Raw genomic sequence first — 23,351 nt, forward strand, 5'->3', positions numbered from 1 at the left:
TCCATCGTTACCATTTCCAGTTCGTATTGTTGCGGAGTCGGTTCTTGAAGCATATCGGAGTATCCATATTTCGATACCCCTATTAGATCAAAGGTCTAGCTCGAAAGCTAGACCTTTGTCAGCAGTCTGAGGCCAGCTTAGCTGGCCTTTTTTAATCCCGTCTCAAAATTACCCATCATTCCATCTCCCCACAATTAAACACGATATACTGCAAAAGTTTACATGATGTTAACGAAGGTAGGATGAAAATTCGTAAGCCATGGGGTTTCACTTTGGTCGAGTTGGTCATAGTGATGATATTGCTGAGCATTGTTTCGCTCTACGCGACGAGTCGATATATCGGTGCGGGGAGTTTTTCAGCACTCGCCATTCAAGACTCGGTTATTTCGGTTGCTCGCCAAGTGCAGCTTAATCGTATGCAGTCAAATACCAGTATTAGTAGTGATAGCTTTGTTTTGTCGATCGACAGTGATTGTTTTGGCTCAGTTAAAGGGTGTGCTCACCCTGAAGGTCGCAGTGATTGGGTGGCAAACTCGGAGGTGCGTTTTTCAGCGCCTGTCACTCAAGTTAGTTTTGATTTGCTTGGCAACCCTTTAGGACTGGCAAGTGGCGGCATTAATATCATGATTGTGGGAGAGGCTAGCCAAGCGACAGTGTCCATTTGCGCCAATGGCTTGATCTCTCGCTCAGGATGCTTGTAATGAAACGCACGCGTGGTTTTACTTTAATTGAAAGCATTGTTGTTATCGTTGTGATGGCGGTAGCGATGATTACGCTCAGCAGCTTTTTATACCCACAAATTGCGCGCTCCGCCGACCCTCATTATCAAACAAGAGCGACCGCTTTGGGGCAAAGTGTGGTGACTAAAATGCTCGCCAGCAAGTTTGATCAACAAAGTGACGATATTGGCGGGGTAGAACGCTGTACCAATCTTAGCGCTGGAAATGCCAAAGCGTGTACCTTGGCAGATGATTTGGGGCCAGAGAGTGGCGAAACTCCATCTAATTATAACGATATCGATGACTTTATCGGTTGTTGGACGCCGAATGGCGTATCGGGTTGTAAAGACCTATATACGCTGGTTTCCTCTGGTGAGGTGAGCAATTATCAAAACTTTAATGTTGATATCAAGGTCGCCTATGCAGTTGTCAAATCAACACAGATGGTAAAACAACTGTCAGTCACTGTGAGTGCTGGACAACAGACACCGATCACTTTTGTGGGCTATCGAGGTAACTACTGATGTTTGCGCGTGGTTTTACACTGATTGAGATGGTTATCACCATGATTGTTGGCAGTCTATTGGTGCTCGGTATTACAGGATTCATTGAGCTTGGCAGTAAGGGTTTTGCTCAGGGGGTGGATAGGCAACGAATACAAACTCAAGCTCGCTTTGCGATTGAGAAGCTGACTCGAGAGGCAAGGCACGCAGTGCCAAATATATTTGTGTCAGATGGCAATTGTCTCTCTTTTTTTCCAATTATTGAGTCTGGATTTTACGCAGTCTCTGGTAGTGATATTAACTTTATTGTTGGTGATACAACGGCCAGCGTCAGCCGTTTACGTGACCAGCAGTTAGTGATTAACCCAACTCAACTTCTTAGGCCAGGTGAAGATTTAAATAGTCTAGATAACAGTTTTCCATTATCCAGCATTGAAGAGGTTTCCGATATCGCTATCTCAGGCGCTACTTTCGTTATTCCAGCTCAAGCAACGAATCTTCTGGGTGGTTCGGTTGCTAATCGTCACTACATTACCGCCAATGAACGTAGAGTTTCTTATTGTATTACCGCTCAGCGCATTACGCGCGCCGAAGGATTGTCCGGTTTAGCGTTGCCTCTGACTGATGCGGCGGATGTTTTGGTGGATGGGATGATTTCATACACTCCTGCTAGTGTTCAACATACAGGAGTTGTGCATATAGACCTGACCTTTTCACAAAATGGCGAGTCAACTCACTTCCGACAAGATGTGCAGGTGCTCAATGTCCCATAAGCAAAAAGGTGGATTGCTGGTTGTTGTGGTATTCGTACTCGTGGTTATGGGGTTACTTGCTACTACATTGACTCGTATTCATTGGTCAAATAGCGATGCTCACACCAAAGATGTACTTGGTACGCAAGCGTGGTTACTCGCTCAGTCTGTAAATGAAGAAGTACTGACGCGTTTTTACCCACTCAATTCATCGTCCTCAGACGTTGCCAATCAATGCGTATCATCAATGCCTTGGCCAAATTTTGTGTCGGTTTCTGGCCGATTTAGTCATAGCGTTATGAACTGCCAACTCGTAGGGCTGACGTGCTCTTCGGTAGGAACTTTAGATGAGATGAATTACTACAAGTTATTTGCTCGGGTGCGCTGTGGTTCAGTGGAGAATGTAGTAGAGCGTACTGAGGAAATATGGGTAAGGGAGTAGTGATAATGAAAAAGATAAATACCACGGTGACTCTATTTCTTGCGAGCTTGTCGCTTGCTATGGCGGGATCTGCCCAGGCAAAGCTTGAAAAGCTGGACCCATGTTTGCTTGTTCCTGGGGTGGCTCAAACCAATAGCTATAGTAACCTAAAACCCTATGGCTCATTACATGGTATACAAGGAAACCAAATAATACTGAATCGCAGCGATATTCTTTCATTTGGCTTCGATGTTCATGGGAAATATTGTTTCTATGATGGAGATACCAGCGCAAGCAAATGTGTTATCTCTAATGATGTTGCTTATGAGGGGTTTCCGCTTGATTTAGGTGAGTTTCCCCGCTCATCACGTAACTTCACTTGTGATGCCGATAGTCACTGTAAATTGAGTCCGGGGTCATATAAGAAGGTCGTCGTTGAAGACTCTGCAACAATTGAGATGTCAGGGGGGTATAGCATCAGTCAGTTCGACTTTAATCCCCACTCAAATTTGGTTTTGAACAATGATACTCAAGTACATTATCAATACATTAACCTCAAAGGAAATGACATAAAAGTTAACCAAGTCGATGAGCATTCACTGTTATTTGTCGGCCATGGTTCAGAAGCATTTTTTATCATCGGTAGTGATCGTGACTCCAATGCAAATTCTTATAGCGGTATCAGAATTAATGCGCACGTTTATGTTCATGAGAGTGCAACCTCACGAATGGGGTTTGATATGCAGGCTAGGGACAATACTTTTTCAGGTGGTGTTACGGCGAATGCAGTTAATATCACTGGTATTGACAACATACTGAATGGCAAACCTGCCAAATGTCTGATTCCAACCCCAGACGTTGCCCGAATCGTTATTGAACCCACTAATATGTACTTGCAATGTGCTGATAGTAACCAAGTCTATGTTTATGTCTATGATGAAGACAATCAGCTGATCACAGAGATAGGTGATAACCAAGTTGAGTTGTACACCACTACTAAAGATTTACTCACTTTTTCTTCGCCTATCTTCGATGCCAATTTAGGCAGGTTTGTCTTTGATATTGTGGACAAGAAGAACAATGATTATGGACCGATAGCCGTAAAAGCTCATCTTGTGGGGGCGGAAAAGAGTGTTTTTGATACAAGTGATGTGGTGTTCGCTCCAGTGGTGTTTGCGATTAATAATGGCTCAATAAAAGAACTGATCGCGGGTAAGCCTGATAGCTTAAATATTCAAGCATTGGCTTGTGATACGAGCGATAAACCGGTAGTGGGTAATTATCAGCAAATCTTAGATAAATCCCATTTAATTAATGAGCAGTTTTCGCCTGGAGAGTGGGGTAACAACGTTGATGAACTGGAGTTTTCTGCTGATTTTAAAAACGGTCAAGCTAACGCGAGCATTCAGTTTGATGAAGCGGGAGAGTTTGTCGCAACCCTAAAAGATACGGTTAAGTGCAGTGATTTTGGTGCGGATGTTCAAGATTGTCCAGCAGATAGAGAGCAAGCCGTTATTGGTGAGCTGAAGTTTAAAGCCCGTCCCTGGACATTTGCCTTGTGTCGCAGTGATCTTTCTTCTTTGCCGAGCGGTAATATCACCGCCTCAACCAGTGCTCAGTTTGTTGCCGCAGGCCAAGAGTTTGCTTTAACCGCTTTGCCGATACGTTGGCAGAGCGGAGGAAAAATCAGTGGTGATGTCACGACTCTAAATCGTTACTGTAATGCTTCGCTTATCACGGAAAACTTTGCCAAAGGTGGTGCGGGTTCGATTGATGTGACGATTACTCATGAATTAAGCCAGCCGAGTATTGCCAGTGGTGGACATGCGGGAAGTTTAAGTGGGGTTAAAAGTAAGCCTTATACGAGTAGTGCAACAAGCGGGCATTACTTGTTTGATCAATTGAGCTGGAACGAGGTTGGGCAACTTAAATTAAAAGTTGATAGTGATAACTACCTCGCGATGGATATTCAGGCTGGGACTAAGAAAGTAGGCCGCTTTTATCCTCATTACTTTGCGATAAACAAAACTGAGTGGGTTGCCCCTGATCATCAAGGAGGTGTGACTTATTTAAGTCAACCATTTAAGCACGCGGAGGTGAAAGTAGCTGCGCTGGCTGTAGATGGGACGTCGGTAAAAAACTACCATTACTTTGATGAATCCTTACAGGCAAATTTAACGCTTTGGTCTGAGAGTAGTGCAAGTAAGAGTAATGAACTGATTTTAGATGTCTCTTCTGGAGCATGGCGCGCTGACTCTGACAGCACCAGCGGTTACTCTTATTGGGAACTTGAGTCGTCGGATGCGAAGGTACTACGTCGCGAGATTTCAAGTACGGGGATACGGATAACGACCAAAGAGAACGGCCCATTTAATCTTGGTAGTGGCTTTGCGACTACGGATTATGGTCTACAGCTCTCAGGCATCGACCCGGTATTTTTTGATGTCGCCAATACGGAAGATCTTCAACTATTCATTCATCAACCTAAATTGCGTTATGGGCGCATGGTATTAAGTAGCCTTGGCGGGGTATCAGGTGCTGAAATGAAAGTCCCACTCAAAGTTGAATACTGGGATGGCAGCAGCTTTATCACCAGTTTTGATGATGACGCATCCAAATTCGTTGCAGAGGATGGTTATCAGTGTAAGAGAACTGTTTGGCCAACGCCTGTGGTGACATCGGATTCAAAACTATCTGGTCCTGTGGGGGAAACGGCCATATCTGCGGGTATTTCCGAGTTGCTTACTGCAACAGCAGATAGCAGCGATAGCTCACTACGAGAACAAGTGCAATTTTGGTTGCGGCTCGATGACACGAGTACGACGACACATACTTCACCACAGGTTGGGGATCCAGAGGTAAGCTGTGGTACGTCTGGTGTTGCACAGCCATGGCTTCAATATAACTGGCATGGTCAAGGTGACGAAGATCCTTCAGCCGTGGTGACATTTGGGATCTATCGAGGCAACGACAAGATCATTTTTCGTAGTGAATCGGGCTTAACGAGTCAATAAATTCTGCTTGTAAGGTGTGTTACGTAAGGAAACTGTTAGAAATTGCGTGTTTCACTCCATCTTTCTTAGACAATGCCTTGCTGTGATGGCGAGGCATTGGTACATTTAGAACAATTTTTTATCTTCTAATTCTTTCAGGACGAACGAAGAATATGTTCAAAAAACTTCGTGGCATCTTTTCGAATGACCTATCAATCGATTTAGGTACAGCCAACACCCTTATTTATGTCAAAGGTCAAGGCATCGTCCTTGACGAACCTTCAGTAGTCGCTATTCGACAAGATCGTAACCGAGCAGGTAAAAGCGTTGCGGCTGTAGGTCATGCAGCTAAGCAAATGCTAGGTCGTACACCTGGCAATATTTCTGCGATCCGTCCGATGAAAGATGGCGTTATCGCTGACTTCTACGTAACTGAAAAAATGTTGCAGCACTTTATCAAGCAAGTGCATGACAATAGTGTGCTAAAACCAAGCCCACGTGTACTAGTGTGTGTACCATGTGGTTCAACACAAGTAGAGCGTCGTGCGATTCGTGAGTCAGCACTGGGTGCGGGCGCTCGTGAAGTTTACCTAATTGATGAGCCAATGGCGGCAGCAATCGGTGCTGGCCTACGCGTATCTGAACCAACAGGTTCAATGGTAGTCGATATCGGTGGTGGTACCACTGAAGTTGCCGTTATCTCATTAAACGGCGTGGTTTATTCATCGTCTGTGCGCATTGGTGGTGACCGTTTTGACGAAGCGATTATCAACTATGTACGTCGTAACTACGGCAGCTTGATTGGTGAAGCAACAGCAGAAAAGATCAAACATGAGATTGGTTCTGCATACCCTGGTGATGAAGTTCAAGAAATTGAAGTTCGCGGTCGCAACCTTGCTGAAGGTGTGCCACGTAGCTTCAGCCTAAATTCAAATGAAATCCTAGAAGCGCTGCAAGAGCCGCTAACAGGTATCGTTTCAGCAGTAATGGTAGCACTAGAGCAGTGTCCACCAGAGCTGGCTTCAGATATCTCTGAAAATGGTATGGTGCTAACTGGTGGTGGTGCGCTACTGAAAGATCTAGACCGTCTACTAACAGAAGAGACGGGTATCCCAGTGGTTATTGCCGAAGATCCACTAACTTGTGTGGCTCGTGGTGGTGGTAAAGCACTAGAAATGATCGACATGCATGGTGGCGATCTATTTAGCGAAGAGTAATCGCTGTTGCCCAGCTAGATGGCTGGGCACACAATATAGAAACAAGGAACTCATATTCAATGAAGCCTATTTTTGGCCGAGGACCTTCACTTCAATTACGCCTATTTTTCGCCGTGATTTTATCAGCCAGCCTTATGCTGGCTGATAGTCGTTTAGGTGCTTTTGCTCAGGTGCGCTACTTATTAAATAGTGTTGTCGCGCCGATTCAATACTTGGCTGACGTACCACGAGAGATGTTTGATGGTGTGTATGAACGATTCAACACCAGCCAAGGAGCAATGGAAAGTAACCGTGCGCTCAAGCGAGAAGTGCTGAGTTTAAAAAATGATTTATTACTTCTTGATCAATATCGAGAAGAAAACCAACGTCTGCGTAAATTACTAGGTTCATCATTCGTCAGAGATGAACGTAAAGTCGTCGCAGAAGTAATGGCTGTCGATTCTTCGCCATATCGCCATCAGGTGGTGATTGATAAAGGGCATATTGATGGTGTCTACGTTGGCCAGCCAGTGGCAAACGAGAAAGGCATTGTCGGTCAGGTTACCTTTGTCTCGGCGCACAATAGCCGCGTTTTGCTACTAACGGATTCAAACAGCGCTATCCCTGTCCAAGTTATCCGTAATGATATTCGTGTTATTGCCTCGGGCAACAGCAAAGTAGACAAGATTCATCTTGATCATATCCCGATTAGTACTGATATTCAGGAAGGGGATCTTCTGGTTACCTCTGGCCTTGGTGGTGTTTATCCAGAAGGTTATCCGGTGGCTTATATCGATAAAGTTGAGCGCGACAGCCATCGAGAGTTTGCCTTGATTGAAGCCGATCCCGTGGTGGATTTTGAGCGTTTACGTTACTTGCTGTTGATCTGGCCAAGTGATTCACGTCAAGAGAAAGTCCAGTTGGCGGAGCCAAGTAAAATGGTAGAGGTAACAACTGATGGGCAATAGTGTCATGAAGGGTAAAATGGTCATTTTGACCTCATTTATTATTGCCTTAACTCTACAAACGATTCCTTGGCCTGGCGTGCTTGATGTATTGCGCCCATCTTGGTTGCTGTTAGTGACTTGTTATTGGGTACTTGCCTTACCAAACCGTGTCAATGTTGGAACCGCGTTGGTGTTAGGTCTACTGTGGGATCTTCTGCTCGGTTCGACGCTTGGTATCCGTGGCATGATGATGTCGATTTTGATCTATATTGTTGCCATGAACTTTTTGGTGCTACGTAATATGGCGCTTTGGCAGCAAGCTATTGTGATTGGCTTACTATCAATGGCATTAGAAGTGATGATCTTCTTTGGTGAATACTTAATCCAAGATATCACTTTCAATCCGATGTCGCTTTGGGCTGGTTTGATTAACTGTATTCTATGGCCTTGGATGTTCCTGCTTATGCGACGTGTTAGACGTCATTGGCATGTGAGGTAATATGCAATCTTCTATACTTTTGGCATCGGGCTCTCCGAGACGCAAAGAACTTTTAGAGCAACTGGGTTATCAGTTTGCGGTTATACGTACCGATGTTGAAGAGAAACGTAAGAACGACGAGAGTGCTTTAGAGTATGTCTCGCGCTTATCACAAGATAAAGCACTCGCTGGTGTAGCATTGGCGCCTGACTCCATTGTGATTGGTTCCGATACGATCGTGGTATGCGATCAAGCGGTGTTAGAGAAACCGTTAGACTACACTCATGCCAAACAGATGCTAATGTTGCTATCGGGGCGCGCTCATCAAGTGATGACAGCGGTGACGGTAGCAAATAAACAAAAACAAGAAACGGTAGTTGTGACTACCGACGTATGGTTTAAACCGTTGTCAGAGCAAGAAATCGAACAATACTGGCAATCTGGTGAACCATGCGATAAAGCTGGCAGTTATGCGATCCAAGGAATTGGTGGGCGCTTTGTCACCCGAATCGAGGGCAGTTATTACGCTGTCGTTGGCTTACCGCTATATGAAACTGACCAGCTCTTGCACAAATTTTTATAATTCAAATTTGAGGTGCGCTCATGAGTGCAGAGTTGTTGATCAATGTAACCCCAAGCGAAACGCGCGTGGCAATGATCGAAGAAGGCGTCCTACAAGAAGTTCATGTTGAGCGTGAAGCGAAACGTGGCATTGTGGGGAACATTTACAAAGGCAAAGTCAGCCGTGTCTTACCGGGAATGCAAGCTGCATTTGTTGATATCGGTTTGGATAAAGCCGCCTTTCTTCATGCTTCGGATATCGTTCCGCATACTGAGTGTGTGGCTGAGAATGAAAAGCAGCAGTTCCAAGTTCGTGATATTTCTGAGCTAGTACGTCAAGGGCAAGATATTGTCGTGCAGGTGGTGAAAGATCCGCTAGGTACTAAAGGCGCGCGTTTGACGACCGATATCACCTTACCTTCACGCTATTTAGTCTTTATGCCGGGAGCAAGCCATGTCGGTGTGTCTCAGCGTATTGAGAGCGAGAAAGAGCGTGAACGCTTGAAGAAAGTGGTGGCTCACTATTGTGATGAAGATGGTGGTTTCATCATTCGTACTGCTGCTGAAGGTGCTGATGAGCAAGAATTATCGCAAGATGCAGCTTTCTTGAAACGCCTTTGGTCGAAAGTGAATGAGCGTCGTTCAAAGTATAAAACGCGTTCAACGTTGTATGGTGAACTTGGTTTGTCACAACGTATTTTGCGTGACTTTGTTGGTACCGAGTTGACTAAAATATTAGTCGATTCGCGTTTAGAGTTTGAGAACTTAAAAGAGTTTACATCTGAGTACGTGCCAGAATTAACCGCCAAGCTAGAGTTGTATGAAGGTGATAAGCCAATCTTTGATATGTACGATACTGAGAACGAGATCCAACGTTCTTTAGATCGTAAAGTTGAGTTGAAGTCTGGTGGGTACTTGATTATTGACCAGACAGAAGCGATGACCACGATTGATATTAACACTGGTGCTTTTGTTGGACGTCGTAATCTAGAAGAAACGATCTTCAATACCAACGTAGAAGCGACTCAGGCAATTGCACGCCAATTACGTCTGCGCAATTTGGGAGGCATTATCATCATCGATTTTATCGATATGCTTTCTGAAGAGCATCGCAAGCGTGTGGTTAGCTCACTAGAAAATGCATTGAGTAAAGATCGCGTTAAAACCAATATCAACGGATTTACTAGCTTAGGTTTGGTGGAGATGACGCGTAAGCGTACCAGAGAAAGCATTGAGCACGTATTGTGTTCGACCTGTCCAACCTGTGAAGGGCGTGGGCGCGTGAAAACGGTTGAAACCGTATGCTTTGAAATCCTGCGTGAGATTACTCGTGTCAACCGCGCTTATGATGCCGATAACTTTGTTGTTTACGCTTCGCCAGCGGTAGCTGATACCTTACAAGGTGATGAGTCACATGCGTTGGCTGAGTTAGAAGTCTTTATTGGTAAACAAGTGAAAATTCAATCAGAACCGCTCTATATCCAAGAGCATTTCGATGTTGTCATGATGTAGCAGGCACGCGTGAGCTCGACATTTAATCGTATCGCACAAAGTCTATTATGGGTGTTTTTGACAGTGATGGTGTTACTTGCCATTGCTGTCACCACACTTCGTATTGCTTTACCACAACTGAACCACTTCCAAAAAGAAATCCAAACTTGGGTAAATCAAGGAACCGGTTTGGAGTTTGAAATCGGTGACATTAGTGGTTTCTGGCGAAATACTCATCCCTCTATCTCGCTCGTGGATGTGCGAGCAAATACACCAAAAGGAAGTGGTATTGGCTTTGCTGCGCAAACCGTTGAAGTGGAATTTGACCTTTTTCAGTCACTTGTCCAGCTTGAACCGGTCGTGGCAGATTTAAGTGTACATGGGCTCAATGTTGATATCCGCTCTATTCAATGGATTAAAGAGAGCGATAAAACCGCCAAGCTCGATCCGCAAGGTGAGCAACGCAGTGTTGTCGAGCAACTTGATAAGTTGTTATTGCGCCAATTAGATCACTTTTCCCTCAAAGATTCGACTGTCCAATTCATGGCGATTGATGGCGCAGAGCGTCGTCTTGAAATTGCTCAACTAAAGTGGAACAACCAAGGCCGCCATCATACCGCAGAAGGTGAGATCACCATCCCAGACGCCAAGCTGAATTCACTGGATGTGAAAGCAAACTTTGTCGATCACGGCTCGCTGGTGGATGTCTCCGGCGAATTTTATCTCTCGGTCGAAAATGTTCTGATTACGCCGTGGCTAACGGAGTATTTGCAAGTTGAGACAGGGATTGAGAAAGGGGAAATTAGCCTCAATGCTTGGCTGACCTTAAATCACACTAAGCCGGTGAATGCCTACGTTGAAGTATTACCTTCCGAGTTAATCTGGCAGGAAGGTGGTCGTCATGAACTGATGTTTGAATCTGGCGTATTTGTCCTTGAACCGAAAAATAAAGGCTGGCAAGTAAATGCTCACTCACTTAACTTGCGCACCGATGATGACCAGTGGCCAGAGTTAGATATTGCCTTTAACTGGCAACCAGAGCAATGGCAACTCAATGCTTCTCAACTTGACCTACAAGCGATTTCTCCTTTAGCGAAACTCGCGCCTGAATCGGACCAAATTAGCCAATTGCTACATCGCTTTGAGCTAGGAGGGAGCTTAGAAGATATTCGTATACAAATGGGCAGTGGTGTTGAGTCGATAAAGTACTCGGCTAATTTAGTCAAAGGCAAGATTGAGCAATGGGAGTTACTGCCAGGAGTTCATCATCTTGATGCCAAAGTGAGTGGTAACTATCATCAAGCGCACATTAAAGCGTCATTGATTGATGACGTTTTACCTTATGGTGACGTATTCCAAGCGCCATTACAGATTAAACAAGCGGAAGTCGACATTGTTTGGCAAAACTTAGGCGAGCAAGGTTGGCGTTTATGGGCTGATAAAGTCACGGCAGCGACGCCAGATTTACAAGTGTTGGGCGCGTTTCGCTTAGATTTTCCACGCGGGAAAAGTCCATTTCTCTCTTTTTATGCCGAAGCTGACTTGTTCAATGCTGCTGAAACTTGGCGTTATTTACCGACGTTGGCTCTCGATCAAGATCTCACTGATTACCTTTCGACAGCGATACAAGGCGGCAAAGCGGATACGGCTAAATTGTTATGGTATGGCGAGCTCGGTGATTTTCCGTATCAGAATAATCAGGGCATGTTCCAAGCTTGGGTTGGCTTAAAAGACGCAACCTTTAGTTTTGATACGACTTGGCCTTCTATTACTGACTTACAACTCAATTTGCTGTTTCAAAATGATGCGATGTATTTGGATTCACGCAGTGCGACATTGCGTGGTGTTAAAGCAAGTCGTATTACGGGCCGCATCCCAGAGCTTGCGGAAAATGGTCATATCGAAATTGAAGCTTCGGTCTCGGGGGATGGTGATAAAGTTCGCGATTATATGATGGCTTCGCCATTGGTCGATTCAGTTGGTGCAGCGCTAACCGCAGTACAAGTTGATGGCAGAGTCACCTCTGACTTCAAGCTTAAAGTACCATTTGATGATTTTGATACCCGAGCTTGGGGTTACGCTGAACTGAAAGGGAACGACGTAACCATTGATGCGCCACCAATGGAGCTGGATAACGTTTCTGGTCGGATTGAGTTTGATAATGATGTGGTTAAAGCGGCTGGTTTATCTGCCAATCTACTCAAGCAACCCGTTTCGATTGATTTTAATGGTGAAAGCTCGAAATCCGGCTACAACATTGGTGTCGATGTCGTCGGTGATTGGTCAGTCAAACCATTAGCTCCTTATGTGGGTGCGCAGTGGCTCAAGCCTGTCTCAGGGCATGTGCCTTGGCAAACCAATGTTGAAATTCAGTTGAATGATGTTGGCTTTACTTATCAGATTGATGCCAGCGCTGATATGCAGATGTTAGCGAGTACTTACCCTTATCCTTTAGAGTGGAAGGTTGGAAAGAAAGGCAAAGCGAAGTTACAAGCCTCCGGTAACCAAGAAACTGTTACGGCTCGTTTGCAGTTACCAGACTTTAAGTATCAAACCGAAATTGATATCCGCCCTCAAACGCCAGTGCTAACCGCGACAAACTTAGTGCTGGGTAAAGGGAGCTTCAAAATAAGCCCGATAGTGGGCCATGATTTACAGATTCGAGCGAAGCAGTTTGACTTAGATGCATGGCTAAGTGCACTTACTCATCCTCAAACGGCACAAACATCGGCTTTAGCCAATTTGAATACCCCAACTATTCCAACCCCAGAGCGCGTTAGTATTGATGTTGATGATCTGCAACTGGCGAGCATGGAATGGAATGATGTTAACTTTGATGCTAAGCGCAAGAACCTTGGTTGGCAAATGAGTTTAGATAGCCAACAAGCTCAAGGTGAAGCGAGTTATATTGCACCGTATGATTTGTCGGTGAAGTTGGATCATCTACACCTATTTCTCCCAGAGGTTGAACAACAAGAGGTTCAGCGACGTAGTCTATTTGAAGCCGAAGACCCAAGTCAGCCATTGGTGTCTGACTTTGATCGTAAGCTTCATCAACAGTTACCGAATCTTACGCTCGCGATTGATGATTTATGGGTGCAGGGTTATAAATTGGGTCAAGCGCATCTCGATTTGCAACGTCAAGGAAATCGCTTACAGTGGCGAGATTTGTCACTCAAGAGTGGTAGCAGCCAAGTGAAGGTTGATGGTAGTTGGTTGCTTGATGGTGATAAAAGCCAGACGGAGATGAACCTAGCCATTTCAGGTGATAACAACAGTGAAGTGATGGAACGTTTTGGCGTGACATCAGGAATTCAGAAAGCACCTTTTGATATTCGTGCCACACTTAAATGGGACGGCGCGCCTTGGGGAATGCGAGTCAGTAGCTTGGCTGGAACGGTCGACTCTAAGCTAGGCAAAGGTTTGATCTCAGATGTGAGCGGAGCGGCGAGATTGCTCGGTTTATTTAGTCTGGACTCTATCATTCGCAAGATGCAGCTCGACTTCAGTGATGTATTTGATAAAGGGATGGCATTCAACTCGATTACTGGCAGCGGTGAGATAAAAAATGGCATCTTCTTGACCAATGACATTCGTATGGATGCAGTAGCGGGTGAGATGAATATCAAAGGCTTGGCAAACCTCAATAATCGCACAGTTGATGCGGCGGTTAACTTTGTGCCTGATATTACTTCTGGAATCCCAGTGTTGAGTGCATTTGCAGTGACACCTCAGACCGCATTATACGTCCTAGCGATTACCACGGTGATTTCTCCTGTTGTTGAAGTATTCACTCAAGTTGACTATGAAGTGAAAGGACCACTGGATTCGCCAATCGTAACAGAAGTTTCGCGTAGCAAAGGTGAGTTTAAATTACCGAAGAAATTGCTAGACGCTGTGGAATAAAGGAGCGCGACTCATGGATAGAGTTGGTTTGATACAGATGACTTCAGGACCAAACCCTCAAGCTAATCTGGCTTATATCGAACAACAAGTTGCAGCACTTGCCGAGCAAGGTGCGACTTGGGTTATAACGCCGGAAAACTCGGTGGTATTTGGCTCTCGTGCTGACTACCACCATTATGCTGAGTTAATGGGTGATGGCGAAATGCAAGCTCAGTTGGCGCAGATGGCCGAGCGTTATAACGTGTGGTTGCTGGTTGGGAGTATGCCAATTAGGCGTGAGACTGGAGTAACGACAACTCTACTGGTCTATAACTGTGATGGCGAGTTGGTTGCTGATTATGACAAGCTGCACATGTTTGATGTTGATGTTGCAGATAGCCATCAACGTTATCGAGAGTCTGAAACCTTTACCCCAGGTAAAGAGATTGTGTCATTAGAGACGCCTTTCGCGCACTTAGGCTTAACGATTTGCTATGATGTACGTTTTCCGCAGCTATACAGTGAATTAGCTCGACGAGGCGCGAATGTAATTGTAGTGCCGGCCGCGTTTACCGCGGTAACAGGACAAGCTCATTGGCAACCTCTATTAACCGCAAGAGCAATTGAGACTCAGTCTTGGATTGTTGCGGTAAACCAGACTGGCGTTCATCAAGGTGGACGACAAACTTGGGGGCATTCTATGGTGATTTCACCATGGGGAGAAGTCTTCGCAAGTTTGGATGGCGCTGCGGGTAATCTATTGGTAGAGATAGATTTAAAAGCAGTGACAGAGATCAGAGCGACCATGCCAGTAATGCAGCACAACCGCTTTGATAATCGAATTAAAATTTAAGAGCAAAATATGACAATTAATCACGTAGAAGAAGCCCTACTAAAACCTGCTGGTTTAACTGAGCAGGACATCGCGAGCACGCTCGAGAGTATCGCGACTCGTCAGATTGACTACGCTGATATCTATTTCCAATCCAGTTGGCACGAATCACTGGTTTTAGAAGATAGCATCATTAAAGACGGCTCATTTAACATCGATTGTGGTCTTGGTGTACGCGCAGTGACGGGTGAAAAAACAGGTTTTGCTTACTCAGATCAGATTCAGCTTGAAGGGCTTAAGCAAAGCGCTATTGCAGCACGTGGTATCGCTCAGCAGGGTCAGAATGGCAAAGTACAAGCGTTCAAACGCTTTGACAACCAAGCCTATTACGCAGCAGTTAACCCATTAGAAACTTGGGAAAAACAGCAGAAAACTGCATTGTTGAAAGAGCTGGACGCATACATTCGTACCAAAGAGCCTCTGATTCAAGAAGTTTCAATTAGCCTAAGTGGCGTGCATGAGCAAATGCTGGTTGCGGCGACGGATGGCACCTACGCAGGCGATGTTCGTCCACTGGTACGCCTTTCAATTACGGTTCTTGCGCAGCGTGGTGATCGTCGTGAGCGTGGTAGTGCGGGCGGCGGTGGCCGTTATACTTACGATTACTTCCTAACGTCGCAGCAAGGCCAGCAAGTTGCGTATCAATTTGCTGATGAAGCAATTCGTATGGCGCTAGTTAACTTGGAAGCCGATGCAGCACCTGCTGGCACTATGCCTGTAGTTCTAGGTTCTGGCTGGCCGGGCGTTCTACTGCACGAAGCGGTGGGTCACGGTTTAGAAGGTGACTTCAACCGTAAAGAGTCTTCAGTATTTAGCGGCCGTATTGGCGAGCAAGTGACTTCTAAGCACTGCACCATCGTTGATGACGGCACCTTAACTGACCTGCGCGGCTCACTGAACGTTGATGACGAGGGTGTAGCAGGTCAATACAATACACTGATTGAAAACGGCGTGCTAAAAGGCTACATGCAAGATAAATTGAATGCGCGTCTAATGGGTGTTGCGCCAACGGGTAATGGTCGACGTGAGTCATACGCGCACCTACCAATGCCTCGTATGACCAACACTTACATGTTGCCGGGTGAGCACACACCAGAAGAGATCATCTCTACGGTGAAAAAAGGCCTCTATGCACCAAACTTTGGCGGCGGTCAGGTGGATATCACATCGGGTAAGTTTGTGTTCTCAACTTCAGAAGCTTACTTAATTGAAGATGGTAAGATCACTCGCCCAGTAAAAGGCGCAACCCTGATTGGCTCAGGCATTGAAGCGATGCAGCAAGTATCAATGGTGGGTAATGACTTAAGTATCGACCGCGGCGTTGGTGTATGTGGTAAAGCGGGTCAAAGTGTGCCTGTTGGTGTTGGTCAACCAACACTAAAACTTGACTCAATTACAGTGGGTGGTACGGAGTAGCGTAATAGATACTTAGAACGCTTACGCTACGGATAACGGAACGCTTCGCTGCGAGATTTGGGAGGCGAGCGTCTTAACTATCTCGCTCTGATTAATAAACAAGGCTGACGCTATGACGTCAGCCTTGTTGTTTTTCAAGAAAGTAAAAATAACTAATTATCTATTTTTCCTGCAGCACAGCAGATGTTGTGCGTTCCCGCATCAGTGAGCTTTGCGTTCCGCTATTTAGATCCCCTCACGCTCGATTGGGCAACTCATACAACGCGCACCGCCACGCCCACGTCCAAGCTCGTTACCTGGAATAGGTAAAACAGTAATGCCCGCTTTGTCATATTTCTCATTGGTATAGACGTTGCGTTCATAGCCAATCACTACACCTGGTTTGACGGTGAGGACGTTGTTAGCATCATTCCACTGTTCACGTTCAGCTTCATAACTATCACCACCCGTAGTGATGATTTTCAGTGCATCTAAACCGAGCGCTTTTTCTATTGACCCCACCAGATTATTGGTTTGTTCGATATGCATTTGGTGATCATTTTTCGGCGTGAGACACCAGGTGTTCATGTCCTTACGGACAATTTCTGGATAGAGCGAGAATGTATCGATATCCATATGGGTCATCACCGTATCTAAGTGCATGCAGGCACGGTTTTTTGGCAGCTCAGTGACGATGACTTGCGAGGCTTGACCATGTTTAAATAGTGATGCGGCTAAGTTTTCAATCCCTTGTGAGGTTGTGCGCTCAGACATACCGATTAACACCGCACCTTTACCAATCACTAATACATCTCCACCTTCTATGGTGGCGTTATCGTAGTGAAGATCTTCATTGCCAAAATATTTAATAAAATCTTGTCCGGCAAACGTTGGGTGCCAATGATAAATAGCGCGTAGGTGGTTGGTTTCACGTTGGCGAGCCGGCATCATCATCGGGTTGAGTGAGACTCCACCATAGACCCAACACGAGGTATCACGCGTGAATAAGTGGTTAGGCAGCGGCTCAATGGCAAAATCGAGCGCGCGATTAAGCTTAGGTAGAATTGAAGCTGACTTAAATGGCAGTTCAGAATAGGCTAAGCCGCCAAGCAGAACGCAAGCTAAATGTTCGTTGTCCATTTCTGACAAGTAGTGGCGGAAATCACGGGCAAACATTGGGCCGTAACGAAAATCAGAGATTTGGGTGTTGAGCAGCCATTCGCGCGCTTCTGGTACATCTAGCGTTTCGACTAATAAATCGTGAAGTAACAAAACTTCAACGTCTTGCCCTCTGAGGGTATTGGCAAAAATATCATGCTCTTCACCAGCCGCATCCACTGCGAGTACATCATCAAACAATAATTCGTGACAGTTTGAGGGGGTGAGGTGGGTGAGCGCACGCTCTGGACGGTGGAGTAATACACGCTTCAACTGACCAACTTCTGAGCCTACATACAACTTACTCATTTTGTATCCTTACATTAAGTTCTACTACATTTATGACAATGTTAATGAAAAGATGCAAGCTTGTTTTGTGGTTTTAACTTCTGAGTGCTGTTGATTTAGTAACTTTTTAATCTGCTATATTGGCTATTTTGGCGGATAAAACTTAATGGCGCTTTTTGTAACATTTTACTTTCGCGAGTTTATATTCGTCTGTTAAGCCCATCGATACTGCATCGTTCGGCATTCAATAAGGTATAGATATGCATGAATTAAGTTAAAGCCGCTGACTAAGTCAATCTTTATGCACAATCTAGTGAGCGTTTAGTTATGCGTCCATAATTGATAAACACTCGCTTTGACTGAAATTGGTCTAATTGTGCAGGCGATACTTTATTCTGAAGTCGGCTTGGCGAGGATAAAGTAGTTAAATCAGAGCATTTGCATTCAAGATCGCCCATTTAAGGCTAAGATCGCAAGAAAGATCATCGCCAGCAGCGATTCTGGGTAGTATTTTTTGTTGAACCGTGCGATATTTCGTCGCGAGAAATCGTCAATATTGTTATCACACTCTGGAGCACAACTATGTCTCACGAAGATGAATATCTATCAGTAGAAGAATTAATTGAGATTCAAAAGGAAGAGACTCGCGATATTATCCAAGCATTGCTTGAAGATGGCAGTGATCCAGATGCGCTATACGAGATCGAGCATCATCTATTCGCTGAAGATTTCGACACGCTAGAAAAAGCGGTAGTTGAAGCATTCAAGATGGGTTTCGAAGTGTTAGAAGCTGAAGAAACTGAAGATGAAGATGGCAAAAAGCTACTTTGTTGTGACGCGACGATGGAATCTGTACTGAATGCAGAAGCGATCGATGCTCAAGTTGAAAAACTTGTCCACTTAGCTGAAAAATACGACATCATCTACGATGGTTGGGGTACTTACTACGAAGGCGAAGACGCTCTGTACTCTGAAGAAGATGAAGACGATGAAGATTACTAATCTGCGCGATTAGTATCGGAAACTGTTTTGCAAATACCAGCTTATCAAGCTGGTATTTTTGTATTTAAGCGGTATCTATACTCACTTGTATTCACTATAATCTAGCGAATATTGATCTAGCGCAAGTTTGTATAACATGGAATTCTCTCTCGCCGGACTGTGGCAATTATCTCCGCTTACCGATCTCTCTATCCCACAAGACGATCTCTCTTTTCCTGCGCCGCTTAGTGAGGTATTGCCAAATATGCTCTCTGAAGCCGCCATTACGGAGCAAGAGTGGCATTTAATGCATGACATTGAAGTTGATGAAGCGATGTTGGCATTTCCTGCGGTGGATCTTGTGATTGGTGGGGTCGATTATTATGCCGAGGTGCGGGTTAATGGCGTGGCGGTGTTTGACTGTGATGGCACACAAGCGATCTATAAGAAAGACGTGCGCCCCTATCTGCAATTAGGACGAAACCGCTTTGAAATCCTTTTTCTTCACCAAGATGACGACTGGCTGATTGATGAAGATGAAGTAGAGCAAGTATGCAGCTTGTGCGCTGGTGGGGAGTCAAAGCATGATGAGCGCATTGGTGTTTGGCAAGCGCCATATTTACAGTTTATTCGCCATGTACGTTTAGATTACGTCGCGACGGAGCAAATTTGGCATCATGGGGGAGGCTGCGAGTTTAAGGTCGATCTCTATTACACCACTTATGCTGCAGGTCTTGTATCGGCGTCAGTGAAATTCAATGGTATGACTTACCATCTGCCGATAGATGTACGAAATAACCATACCAGTGCACTGTTTCAAGTCGAAGCGCCGATCTACTTTGATGTTAATCAGCCCAACCCACAACATTTGTATCAATTGCAAGTGAGTTTGGATGGTCAAACTCGAGAGTATCAAGTGGGGCTGAGCGAAGATCTTTGCGCTCAGCACTATCCGGTGTAGCTCTAAGATTAATGAGCACAAGCGATATTGAATTCACGCTCTTGTTTTCGTAACCATACTTTTTCATGGAAGTAGTACGCACACGTATTTATGGTTGGCTCAATCGCAGCCATGATACCACCAACAAAAGCATCTCCGGTTAGCAGATAAACCACACCAAATGCGACACTGAAGTGAACGACAGCAAAGCTGGTTGTTTTGATTTTTGGATTACGAGCTAAGTTCTGCAGAGCGTGAGTCTTATTCCAAACTAATTCATGGAAGTAGAAGGCGACCGTGTTTACGCTTGGCTCAAGCATTGCAATCATACTACCAATCAAAATGTCACCAGTTAGTAGGTATGCAACGGTAAAAGCGATAGTAAAGTGAATGCTGGCAAAAGTAAGTGTCTTCTTCATAATCAATGTCATTAGTGGGTGACCATGATTTGATTATTGTCGATTTGTTTTGATAAAGATAATTGCTTAATTGTATTTATTTAATAGCTATTACCTATCAAAAAGGCGCTCAATGAGCGCCTTTTGTGTTTTAAATAAGTAGTTATTCACTACTAGATTAACCCTGTGGTTTGATCACCAACACGTTGACCGGTGACGCTTGAACTACTTTACTTGCCACAGAACCTAACACGGCTTTATCCAATTTGGATCGCTTATGGCTTGGCATAACGATCAAGTCTGCCGCGAGTTTGTCGGCATACTTTAAAATAGTCTTGTAAGCTTTACCTTCAGCGATATGGACTTTATACGCCACTTGGTCGCCAATTTGCTGCTTGGCAAACTGGTTAAGCTGCTTCTCGACATCTTTTCTCATCACCTCGGCAGCATCTTTAGGGAAGTAGCTCGCCACCATAGGCATATGAATTCCAGGCAACACCGTCAGTAAGTGCAATTGAGCATTGGATTGCTTGGCATGCCAAATCGCAGTTTCAATTGCGCGATCAGAAAAACCATTTTCGTTTAAATCGACAGGTACAAGAATCTGTTTATACATCACTTTCTCTCTTTAAGGCTCCATCCTTGGAGCCTATCGGTTTAAGCGCTCAGCGATTCCTTACGAGCACGACGTTTCTGGTTGGCACCAAGTGCGATGACAATCAATAGACATGGTAAGAATACCCACTCCTTCATCGGGCGATCGGCATCTTGTACGACATATTTAATTTGCCAATCGAAGTCAATTCCGGAAGCTTCAGCAGGACTACCAAACTCGACCATATCGACAATCATCTTGCCTTCATTTTCAGTCAGCATCAGACCCATTGAGCTAATGCGTTCTTCTGCGCTAGCTGCATCATCTTCAAATGGTAGGCGAACGGTTTTCTCTACCATATCGCCCGCTAAAGTTTCTCCGGCAACGCGTAGTTCAAGTGTTTGACCCACATCGAGTTGCTCGGCAATCTGTGCAATCTCGGTACCCGGCGAATAAACTTTTGCTGGATAGATCATGTCCCACCAGAATCCTGGACGGAAAAATGAGAAGGTCAGTACTAATAGCAGGATGGTTTCCCACCACTTAGTGCGTGTAAACCACCAACCTTGTGTTGCTGCTGAGAAAAGCAGCATTGCAATGATCGAAGAGATGACGGTGAGTAATAAGTGCCACCAACTGTCAATCCCCATCATTAACAACTGAGTATTGAAGATAAACATAAACGGCAGAATCGCAGTACGGATATCGTAGGTAAAGCCTTGGATACCTGTACGAATCGGGTCGGATTTAGCAATCGCAGCCGCTGCAAAGGCCGCAAGCCCAACCGGTGGCGTGTCATCAGCCAATATGCCAAAGTAAAATACAAACAGATGTACGGCGATAAGTGGAATGATCAAACCATGTTGAGCCCCTAGTGTTACGATTACCGGAGCCATTAGGGTTGAAACTACGATGTAGTTCGCTGTAGTAGGTAATCCCATACCGAGGATCAAACTGATCAGTGCGGTAAACAGCAGCATGAGAATCACGTTACCACCAGAGATAAACTCCACGAATTCAGTCATCACTAAACCGATACCCGTCAGAGTTACCACGCCAACAACCGTACCAGCTGCCGCGGTTGCGACACCAATACCGATCATATTACGTGCACCGGTAACTAAGCTTTCGGCTAAATCGATAAAGCCTTGTTTGGTTTGTTCACCGACATCACCGGTTTTTTCCATCATCGCCATGAGTGGGCGTTGAGTGATCAAAATAAAGATCATAAACACCGTAGCCCAGAATGCAGATAGACCTGGCGAGAAGCGTTCAACGGTTAGACACCAAACTAAAACCACAATTGGCAGTAGGTAGTGCAGGCCCGATTTTACTGTTGGACCGGGATCGGGTACTTCAGTAAGCTCGGCATCAATCTCAATGTTGCCCGCATCTGCGTATTTAGCAGACACTCGCAGCAGAGCAAGGTAGGCGACAAATAGTGCAACAGTCACTATTGGTGTTGCCGCATCGCCAAACACATCTTTCGTCCAGCCAATACCGTAGTAAACCACCGCACTGATCACGACTAGTCCTAAAATGGTGCCAGTAAATGAGAGTAAGTTTTGCAGTAGAGTCGGGTTATGACGGCGAGGTAAGCCAGTCATACCGGCTTTACAAGCTTCAAGGTGAACAATATAAATCAGTGCAATGTAAGAGATAAGCGCAGGTAAAAGTGCAGCTTTAATCACTTCAACATAGGAAATGCCGACATATTCGACCATTAAGAAAGCCGCCGCTCCCATAATTGGTGGGGTAAGCTGTCCATTGGTCGATGCTGCCACTTCAACAGCACCAGCTTTAGTTCCTGGGAAGCCAACGCGTTTCATCAATGGAATGGTGAAAGTACCGGTCGTCACCACGTTGGCAATTGAAGAGCCAGAAACTAAACCAGATAGTCCCGATGCCACAACCGCAGCTTTTGCTGGCCCCCCTTTCATATGACCCAGCATAGAAAAGGCAACTTTTATAAAGTACGCACCAGCACCCGCTCGCTCAAGCATCGCTCCGAAGAGGACAAATAAGAATACAAACGAAGTGGAAACACCAAGTGCAACGCCAAATACCCCTTCGGTGGTTAACCATAGGTGAGACATCGCTTTATTAAGACTCGCGCCTTTGTGTGCAATCACATCCGGCATGTGAGGGCCGGCAAAGGTATACAGCAGGAATACTGCCGCAACCACCATTAGCGGTGGGCCTAACGCACGGCGTGTTGCTTCAAGTAGCAGGAGCATGCCTATCACTGCGACCACAATATCAGGTTGCGTAGGGGCGCCAGAACGTTCGGCTAATTGGGTATAGAAAATATAAATATAGGCCGCAGAGAAACTACCTGCGAGTGCTAATACCCAATCAATAAGAGGGATACGATCACGCGGTGAGTTTTTCATTGCAGGGTAAGCGGTAAACGCTAAAAACACCGCAAACATCAGGTGAATCGAACGCGCTTCAGTGTCGTTAAGTACGCCAAAATTAAAAATAAACGGAAGTGGTGATGCGTACCAAAGTTGGAATAGAGACCAACATAGCGGAACAAACCATAGAATACGCCCTGAAATTCCCTTCGGTGAACGTGCCCCTGTATCGGCTTGGGCTACCATATCCTGCACATCTTGCGACGGTGTAGTAGTCTGCGTCATGGAGGTTATCCTTGTTATATTGGGTTCGTTTTTATTTATATAGAGCCTTACGCTTTTATCAGTGTAGCGACTGAGTCAGTGAAGCGCGGCAAAATTTGAATGTAAAAGGTCGGAGT

At 45.2% G+C, this 23,351-nt stretch carries 19 protein-coding genes; 15 read left to right on the top strand and 4 right to left on the bottom strand.

Going from position 1 to position 23,351, the window contains the following annotated elements:
• The first annotated feature begins 242 nt into the window (after positions 1 to 242).
• From IRQ95_RS17730 to tldD, 13 genes are all read left to right on the top strand, one after another.
• On the top strand, positions 243 to 701 hold the full coding sequence (locus tag IRQ95_RS17730) for a type II secretion system protein (RefSeq protein ID WP_194438395.1): 459 nt from the start codon (positions 243 to 245) through the stop codon (positions 699 to 701).
• Entirely contained in the window at positions 701 to 1,243 is a 543-nt protein-coding gene (locus IRQ95_RS17735; RefSeq protein WP_194438396.1) for a prepilin-type N-terminal cleavage/methylation domain-containing protein, read from the top strand. The genes IRQ95_RS17730 and IRQ95_RS17735 overlap by 1 nt, the downstream gene beginning before the upstream one ends.
• The gene (locus IRQ95_RS17740) at positions 1,243 to 1,995 is read left to right on the top strand and encodes a PilW family protein (protein ID WP_194438398.1); all 753 of its coding nucleotides are present in this window, start codon (positions 1,243 to 1,245) and stop codon (positions 1,993 to 1,995) included. Before IRQ95_RS17735 ends, IRQ95_RS17740 begins: the two co-directional genes overlap by 1 nt.
• Positions 1,985 to 2,416: an MSHA biogenesis protein MshP gene (locus IRQ95_RS17745; protein ID WP_194438399.1), complete on the top strand. Its 432-nt coding sequence runs from the start codon at positions 1,985 to 1,987 to the stop codon at positions 2,414 to 2,416. The genes IRQ95_RS17740 and IRQ95_RS17745 overlap by 11 nt, the downstream gene beginning before the upstream one ends.
• Before the next feature lie 5 nt (positions 2,417 to 2,421).
• The gene (locus tag IRQ95_RS17750; protein WP_194438401.1) at positions 2,422 to 5,409 is read left to right on the top strand and encodes a DUF6701 domain-containing protein; all 2,988 of its coding nucleotides are present in this window, start codon (positions 2,422 to 2,424) and stop codon (positions 5,407 to 5,409) included.
• Between the two features lie 152 nt (positions 5,410 to 5,561).
• A complete protein-coding gene (locus IRQ95_RS17755; RefSeq protein WP_075649431.1) occupies positions 5,562 to 6,605 on the top strand; it encodes a rod shape-determining protein in 1,044 nt (347 codons plus the stop codon).
• A 59-nt stretch (positions 6,606 to 6,664) separates the two neighbouring features.
• A complete protein-coding gene (gene mreC / locus IRQ95_RS17760; RefSeq protein WP_194438402.1) occupies positions 6,665 to 7,552 on the top strand; it encodes a rod shape-determining protein MreC in 888 nt (295 codons plus the stop codon).
• Positions 7,542 to 8,030, top strand: a complete 489-nt coding sequence (gene mreD / locus IRQ95_RS17765; RefSeq protein ID WP_194438404.1) for a rod shape-determining protein MreD — start codon at positions 7,542 to 7,544, stop codon at positions 8,028 to 8,030. Before mreC ends, mreD begins: the two co-directional genes overlap by 11 nt.
• 1 nt (position 8,031) lies before the next feature.
• Positions 8,032 to 8,592 carry a Maf family protein gene (locus IRQ95_RS17770; RefSeq protein ID WP_194438406.1) on the top strand — a complete coding sequence of 187 codons (561 nt, stop codon included), beginning with the start codon at positions 8,032 to 8,034 and terminating at the stop codon, positions 8,590 to 8,592.
• 20 nt (positions 8,593 to 8,612) lie between these two features.
• The gene (gene rng / locus IRQ95_RS17775) at positions 8,613 to 10,082 is read left to right on the top strand and encodes a ribonuclease G (RefSeq protein WP_194438408.1); all 1,470 of its coding nucleotides are present in this window, start codon (positions 8,613 to 8,615) and stop codon (positions 10,080 to 10,082) included.
• A gap of 9 nt (positions 10,083 to 10,091) precedes the next feature.
• The gene (locus tag IRQ95_RS17780) at positions 10,092 to 13,967 is read left to right on the top strand and encodes a YhdP family protein (protein WP_194438410.1); all 3,876 of its coding nucleotides are present in this window, start codon (positions 10,092 to 10,094) and stop codon (positions 13,965 to 13,967) included.
• A 13-nt stretch (positions 13,968 to 13,980) separates the two neighbouring features.
• Positions 13,981 to 14,799: a carbon-nitrogen hydrolase family protein gene (locus IRQ95_RS17785; RefSeq protein ID WP_194438412.1), complete on the top strand. Its 819-nt coding sequence runs from the start codon at positions 13,981 to 13,983 to the stop codon at positions 14,797 to 14,799.
• Positions 14,800 to 14,808: 9 nt separating this feature from the next.
• Positions 14,809 to 16,254, top strand: a complete 1,446-nt coding sequence (tldD, locus tag IRQ95_RS17790) for a metalloprotease TldD (RefSeq protein WP_194438414.1) — start codon at positions 14,809 to 14,811, stop codon at positions 16,252 to 16,254.
• A 225-nt stretch (positions 16,255 to 16,479) separates the two neighbouring features.
• Here tldD and arcA read toward each other — a convergent pair whose 3' ends face one another.
• Positions 16,480 to 17,700, bottom strand: coding sequence for an arginine deiminase (gene arcA, locus IRQ95_RS17795; RefSeq protein ID WP_075649423.1), 1,221 nt, complete (start codon positions 17,698 to 17,700; stop codon positions 16,480 to 16,482).
• Positions 17,701 to 18,261: 561 nt separating this feature from the next.
• On the opposite strand from arcA, the gene rraB reads away from it, so the two are divergent.
• Positions 18,262 to 18,681 carry a ribonuclease E inhibitor RraB gene (rraB, locus tag IRQ95_RS17800; RefSeq protein WP_194438416.1) on the top strand — a complete coding sequence of 140 codons (420 nt, stop codon included), beginning with the start codon at positions 18,262 to 18,264 and terminating at the stop codon, positions 18,679 to 18,681.
• A gap of 136 nt (positions 18,682 to 18,817) precedes the next feature.
• Positions 18,818 to 19,621 (top strand): glycosyl hydrolase 2 galactose-binding domain-containing protein, encoded by an 804-nt coding sequence (locus IRQ95_RS17805; protein ID WP_194438418.1) that lies wholly within the window; start codon positions 18,818 to 18,820, stop codon positions 19,619 to 19,621.
• Between the two features lie 8 nt (positions 19,622 to 19,629).
• Here the strand turns inward: IRQ95_RS17805 and IRQ95_RS17810 are convergent, their stop codons facing one another.
• The 3 genes from IRQ95_RS17810 to IRQ95_RS17820 all read right to left on the bottom strand — a co-directional run bounded on the left by IRQ95_RS17810 (position 19,630) and on the right by IRQ95_RS17820 (position 23,235).
• Positions 19,630 to 20,019: a DUF2061 domain-containing protein gene (locus tag IRQ95_RS17810; protein WP_194438420.1), complete on the bottom strand. Its 390-nt coding sequence runs from the start codon at positions 20,017 to 20,019 to the stop codon at positions 19,630 to 19,632.
• Between the two features lie 157 nt (positions 20,020 to 20,176).
• Entirely contained in the window at positions 20,177 to 20,614 is a 438-nt protein-coding gene (locus tag IRQ95_RS17815) for a universal stress protein (protein ID WP_194438422.1), read from the bottom strand.
• 41 nt (positions 20,615 to 20,655) lie between these two features.
• On the bottom strand, positions 20,656 to 23,235 hold the full coding sequence (locus IRQ95_RS17820; protein ID WP_194438424.1) for a TRAP transporter permease: 2,580 nt from the start codon (positions 23,233 to 23,235) through the stop codon (positions 20,656 to 20,658).
• Positions 23,236 to 23,351 lie beyond the last annotated feature (116 nt).

This window comes from Vibrio fluminensis, from assembly GCF_015278125.1.
GTDB lineage: Bacteria > Pseudomonadota > Gammaproteobacteria > Enterobacterales > Vibrionaceae > Vibrio > Vibrio fluminensis.

What these genes read in the sequence shown, in the direction of transcription:
- IRQ95_RS17785 (WP_194438412.1), top strand. Translation starts at nt 13,981, where the DNA reads ATGGATAGAGTTGGTTTGATACAGATGACTTCAGGACCAAACCCTCAA.
- IRQ95_RS17770 (WP_194438406.1), top strand. Translation starts at nt 8,032, where the DNA reads ATGCAATCTTCTATACTTTTGGCATCGGGCTCTCCGAGACGCAAAGAA.
- IRQ95_RS17810 (WP_194438420.1), bottom strand. Translation starts at nt 20,019, where the DNA reads ATGAAGAAGACACTTACTTTTGCCAGCATTCACTTTACTATCGCTTTT.
- rng (WP_194438408.1), top strand. Translation starts at nt 8,613, where the DNA reads ATGAGTGCAGAGTTGTTGATCAATGTAACCCCAAGCGAAACGCGCGTG.
- rraB (WP_194438416.1), top strand. Translation starts at nt 18,262, where the DNA reads ATGTCTCACGAAGATGAATATCTATCAGTAGAAGAATTAATTGAGATT.
- IRQ95_RS17740 (WP_194438398.1), top strand. Translation starts at nt 1,243, where the DNA reads ATGTTTGCGCGTGGTTTTACACTGATTGAGATGGTTATCACCATGATT.
- mreD (WP_194438404.1), top strand. Translation starts at nt 7,542, where the DNA reads ATGGGCAATAGTGTCATGAAGGGTAAAATGGTCATTTTGACCTCATTT.
- IRQ95_RS17750 (WP_194438401.1), top strand. Translation starts at nt 2,422, where the DNA reads ATGAAAAAGATAAATACCACGGTGACTCTATTTCTTGCGAGCTTGTCG.
- IRQ95_RS17745 (WP_194438399.1), top strand. Translation starts at nt 1,985, where the DNA reads ATGTCCCATAAGCAAAAAGGTGGATTGCTGGTTGTTGTGGTATTCGTA.
- IRQ95_RS17815 (WP_194438422.1), bottom strand. Translation starts at nt 20,614, where the DNA reads ATGTATAAACAGATTCTTGTACCTGTCGATTTAAACGAAAATGGTTTT.
- IRQ95_RS17820 (WP_194438424.1), bottom strand. Translation starts at nt 23,235, where the DNA reads ATGACGCAGACTACTACACCGTCGCAAGATGTGCAGGATATGGTAGCC.
- IRQ95_RS17805 (WP_194438418.1), top strand. Translation starts at nt 18,818, where the DNA reads ATGGAATTCTCTCTCGCCGGACTGTGGCAATTATCTCCGCTTACCGAT.
- arcA (WP_075649423.1), bottom strand. Translation starts at nt 17,700, where the DNA reads ATGAGTAAGTTGTATGTAGGCTCAGAAGTTGGTCAGTTGAAGCGTGTA.
- IRQ95_RS17730 (WP_194438395.1), top strand. Translation starts at nt 243, where the DNA reads ATGAAAATTCGTAAGCCATGGGGTTTCACTTTGGTCGAGTTGGTCATA.
- IRQ95_RS17735 (WP_194438396.1), top strand. Translation starts at nt 701, where the DNA reads ATGAAACGCACGCGTGGTTTTACTTTAATTGAAAGCATTGTTGTTATC.
- tldD (WP_194438414.1), top strand. Translation starts at nt 14,809, where the DNA reads ATGACAATTAATCACGTAGAAGAAGCCCTACTAAAACCTGCTGGTTTA.
- IRQ95_RS17755 (WP_075649431.1), top strand. Translation starts at nt 5,562, where the DNA reads ATGTTCAAAAAACTTCGTGGCATCTTTTCGAATGACCTATCAATCGAT.
- mreC (WP_194438402.1), top strand. Translation starts at nt 6,665, where the DNA reads ATGAAGCCTATTTTTGGCCGAGGACCTTCACTTCAATTACGCCTATTT.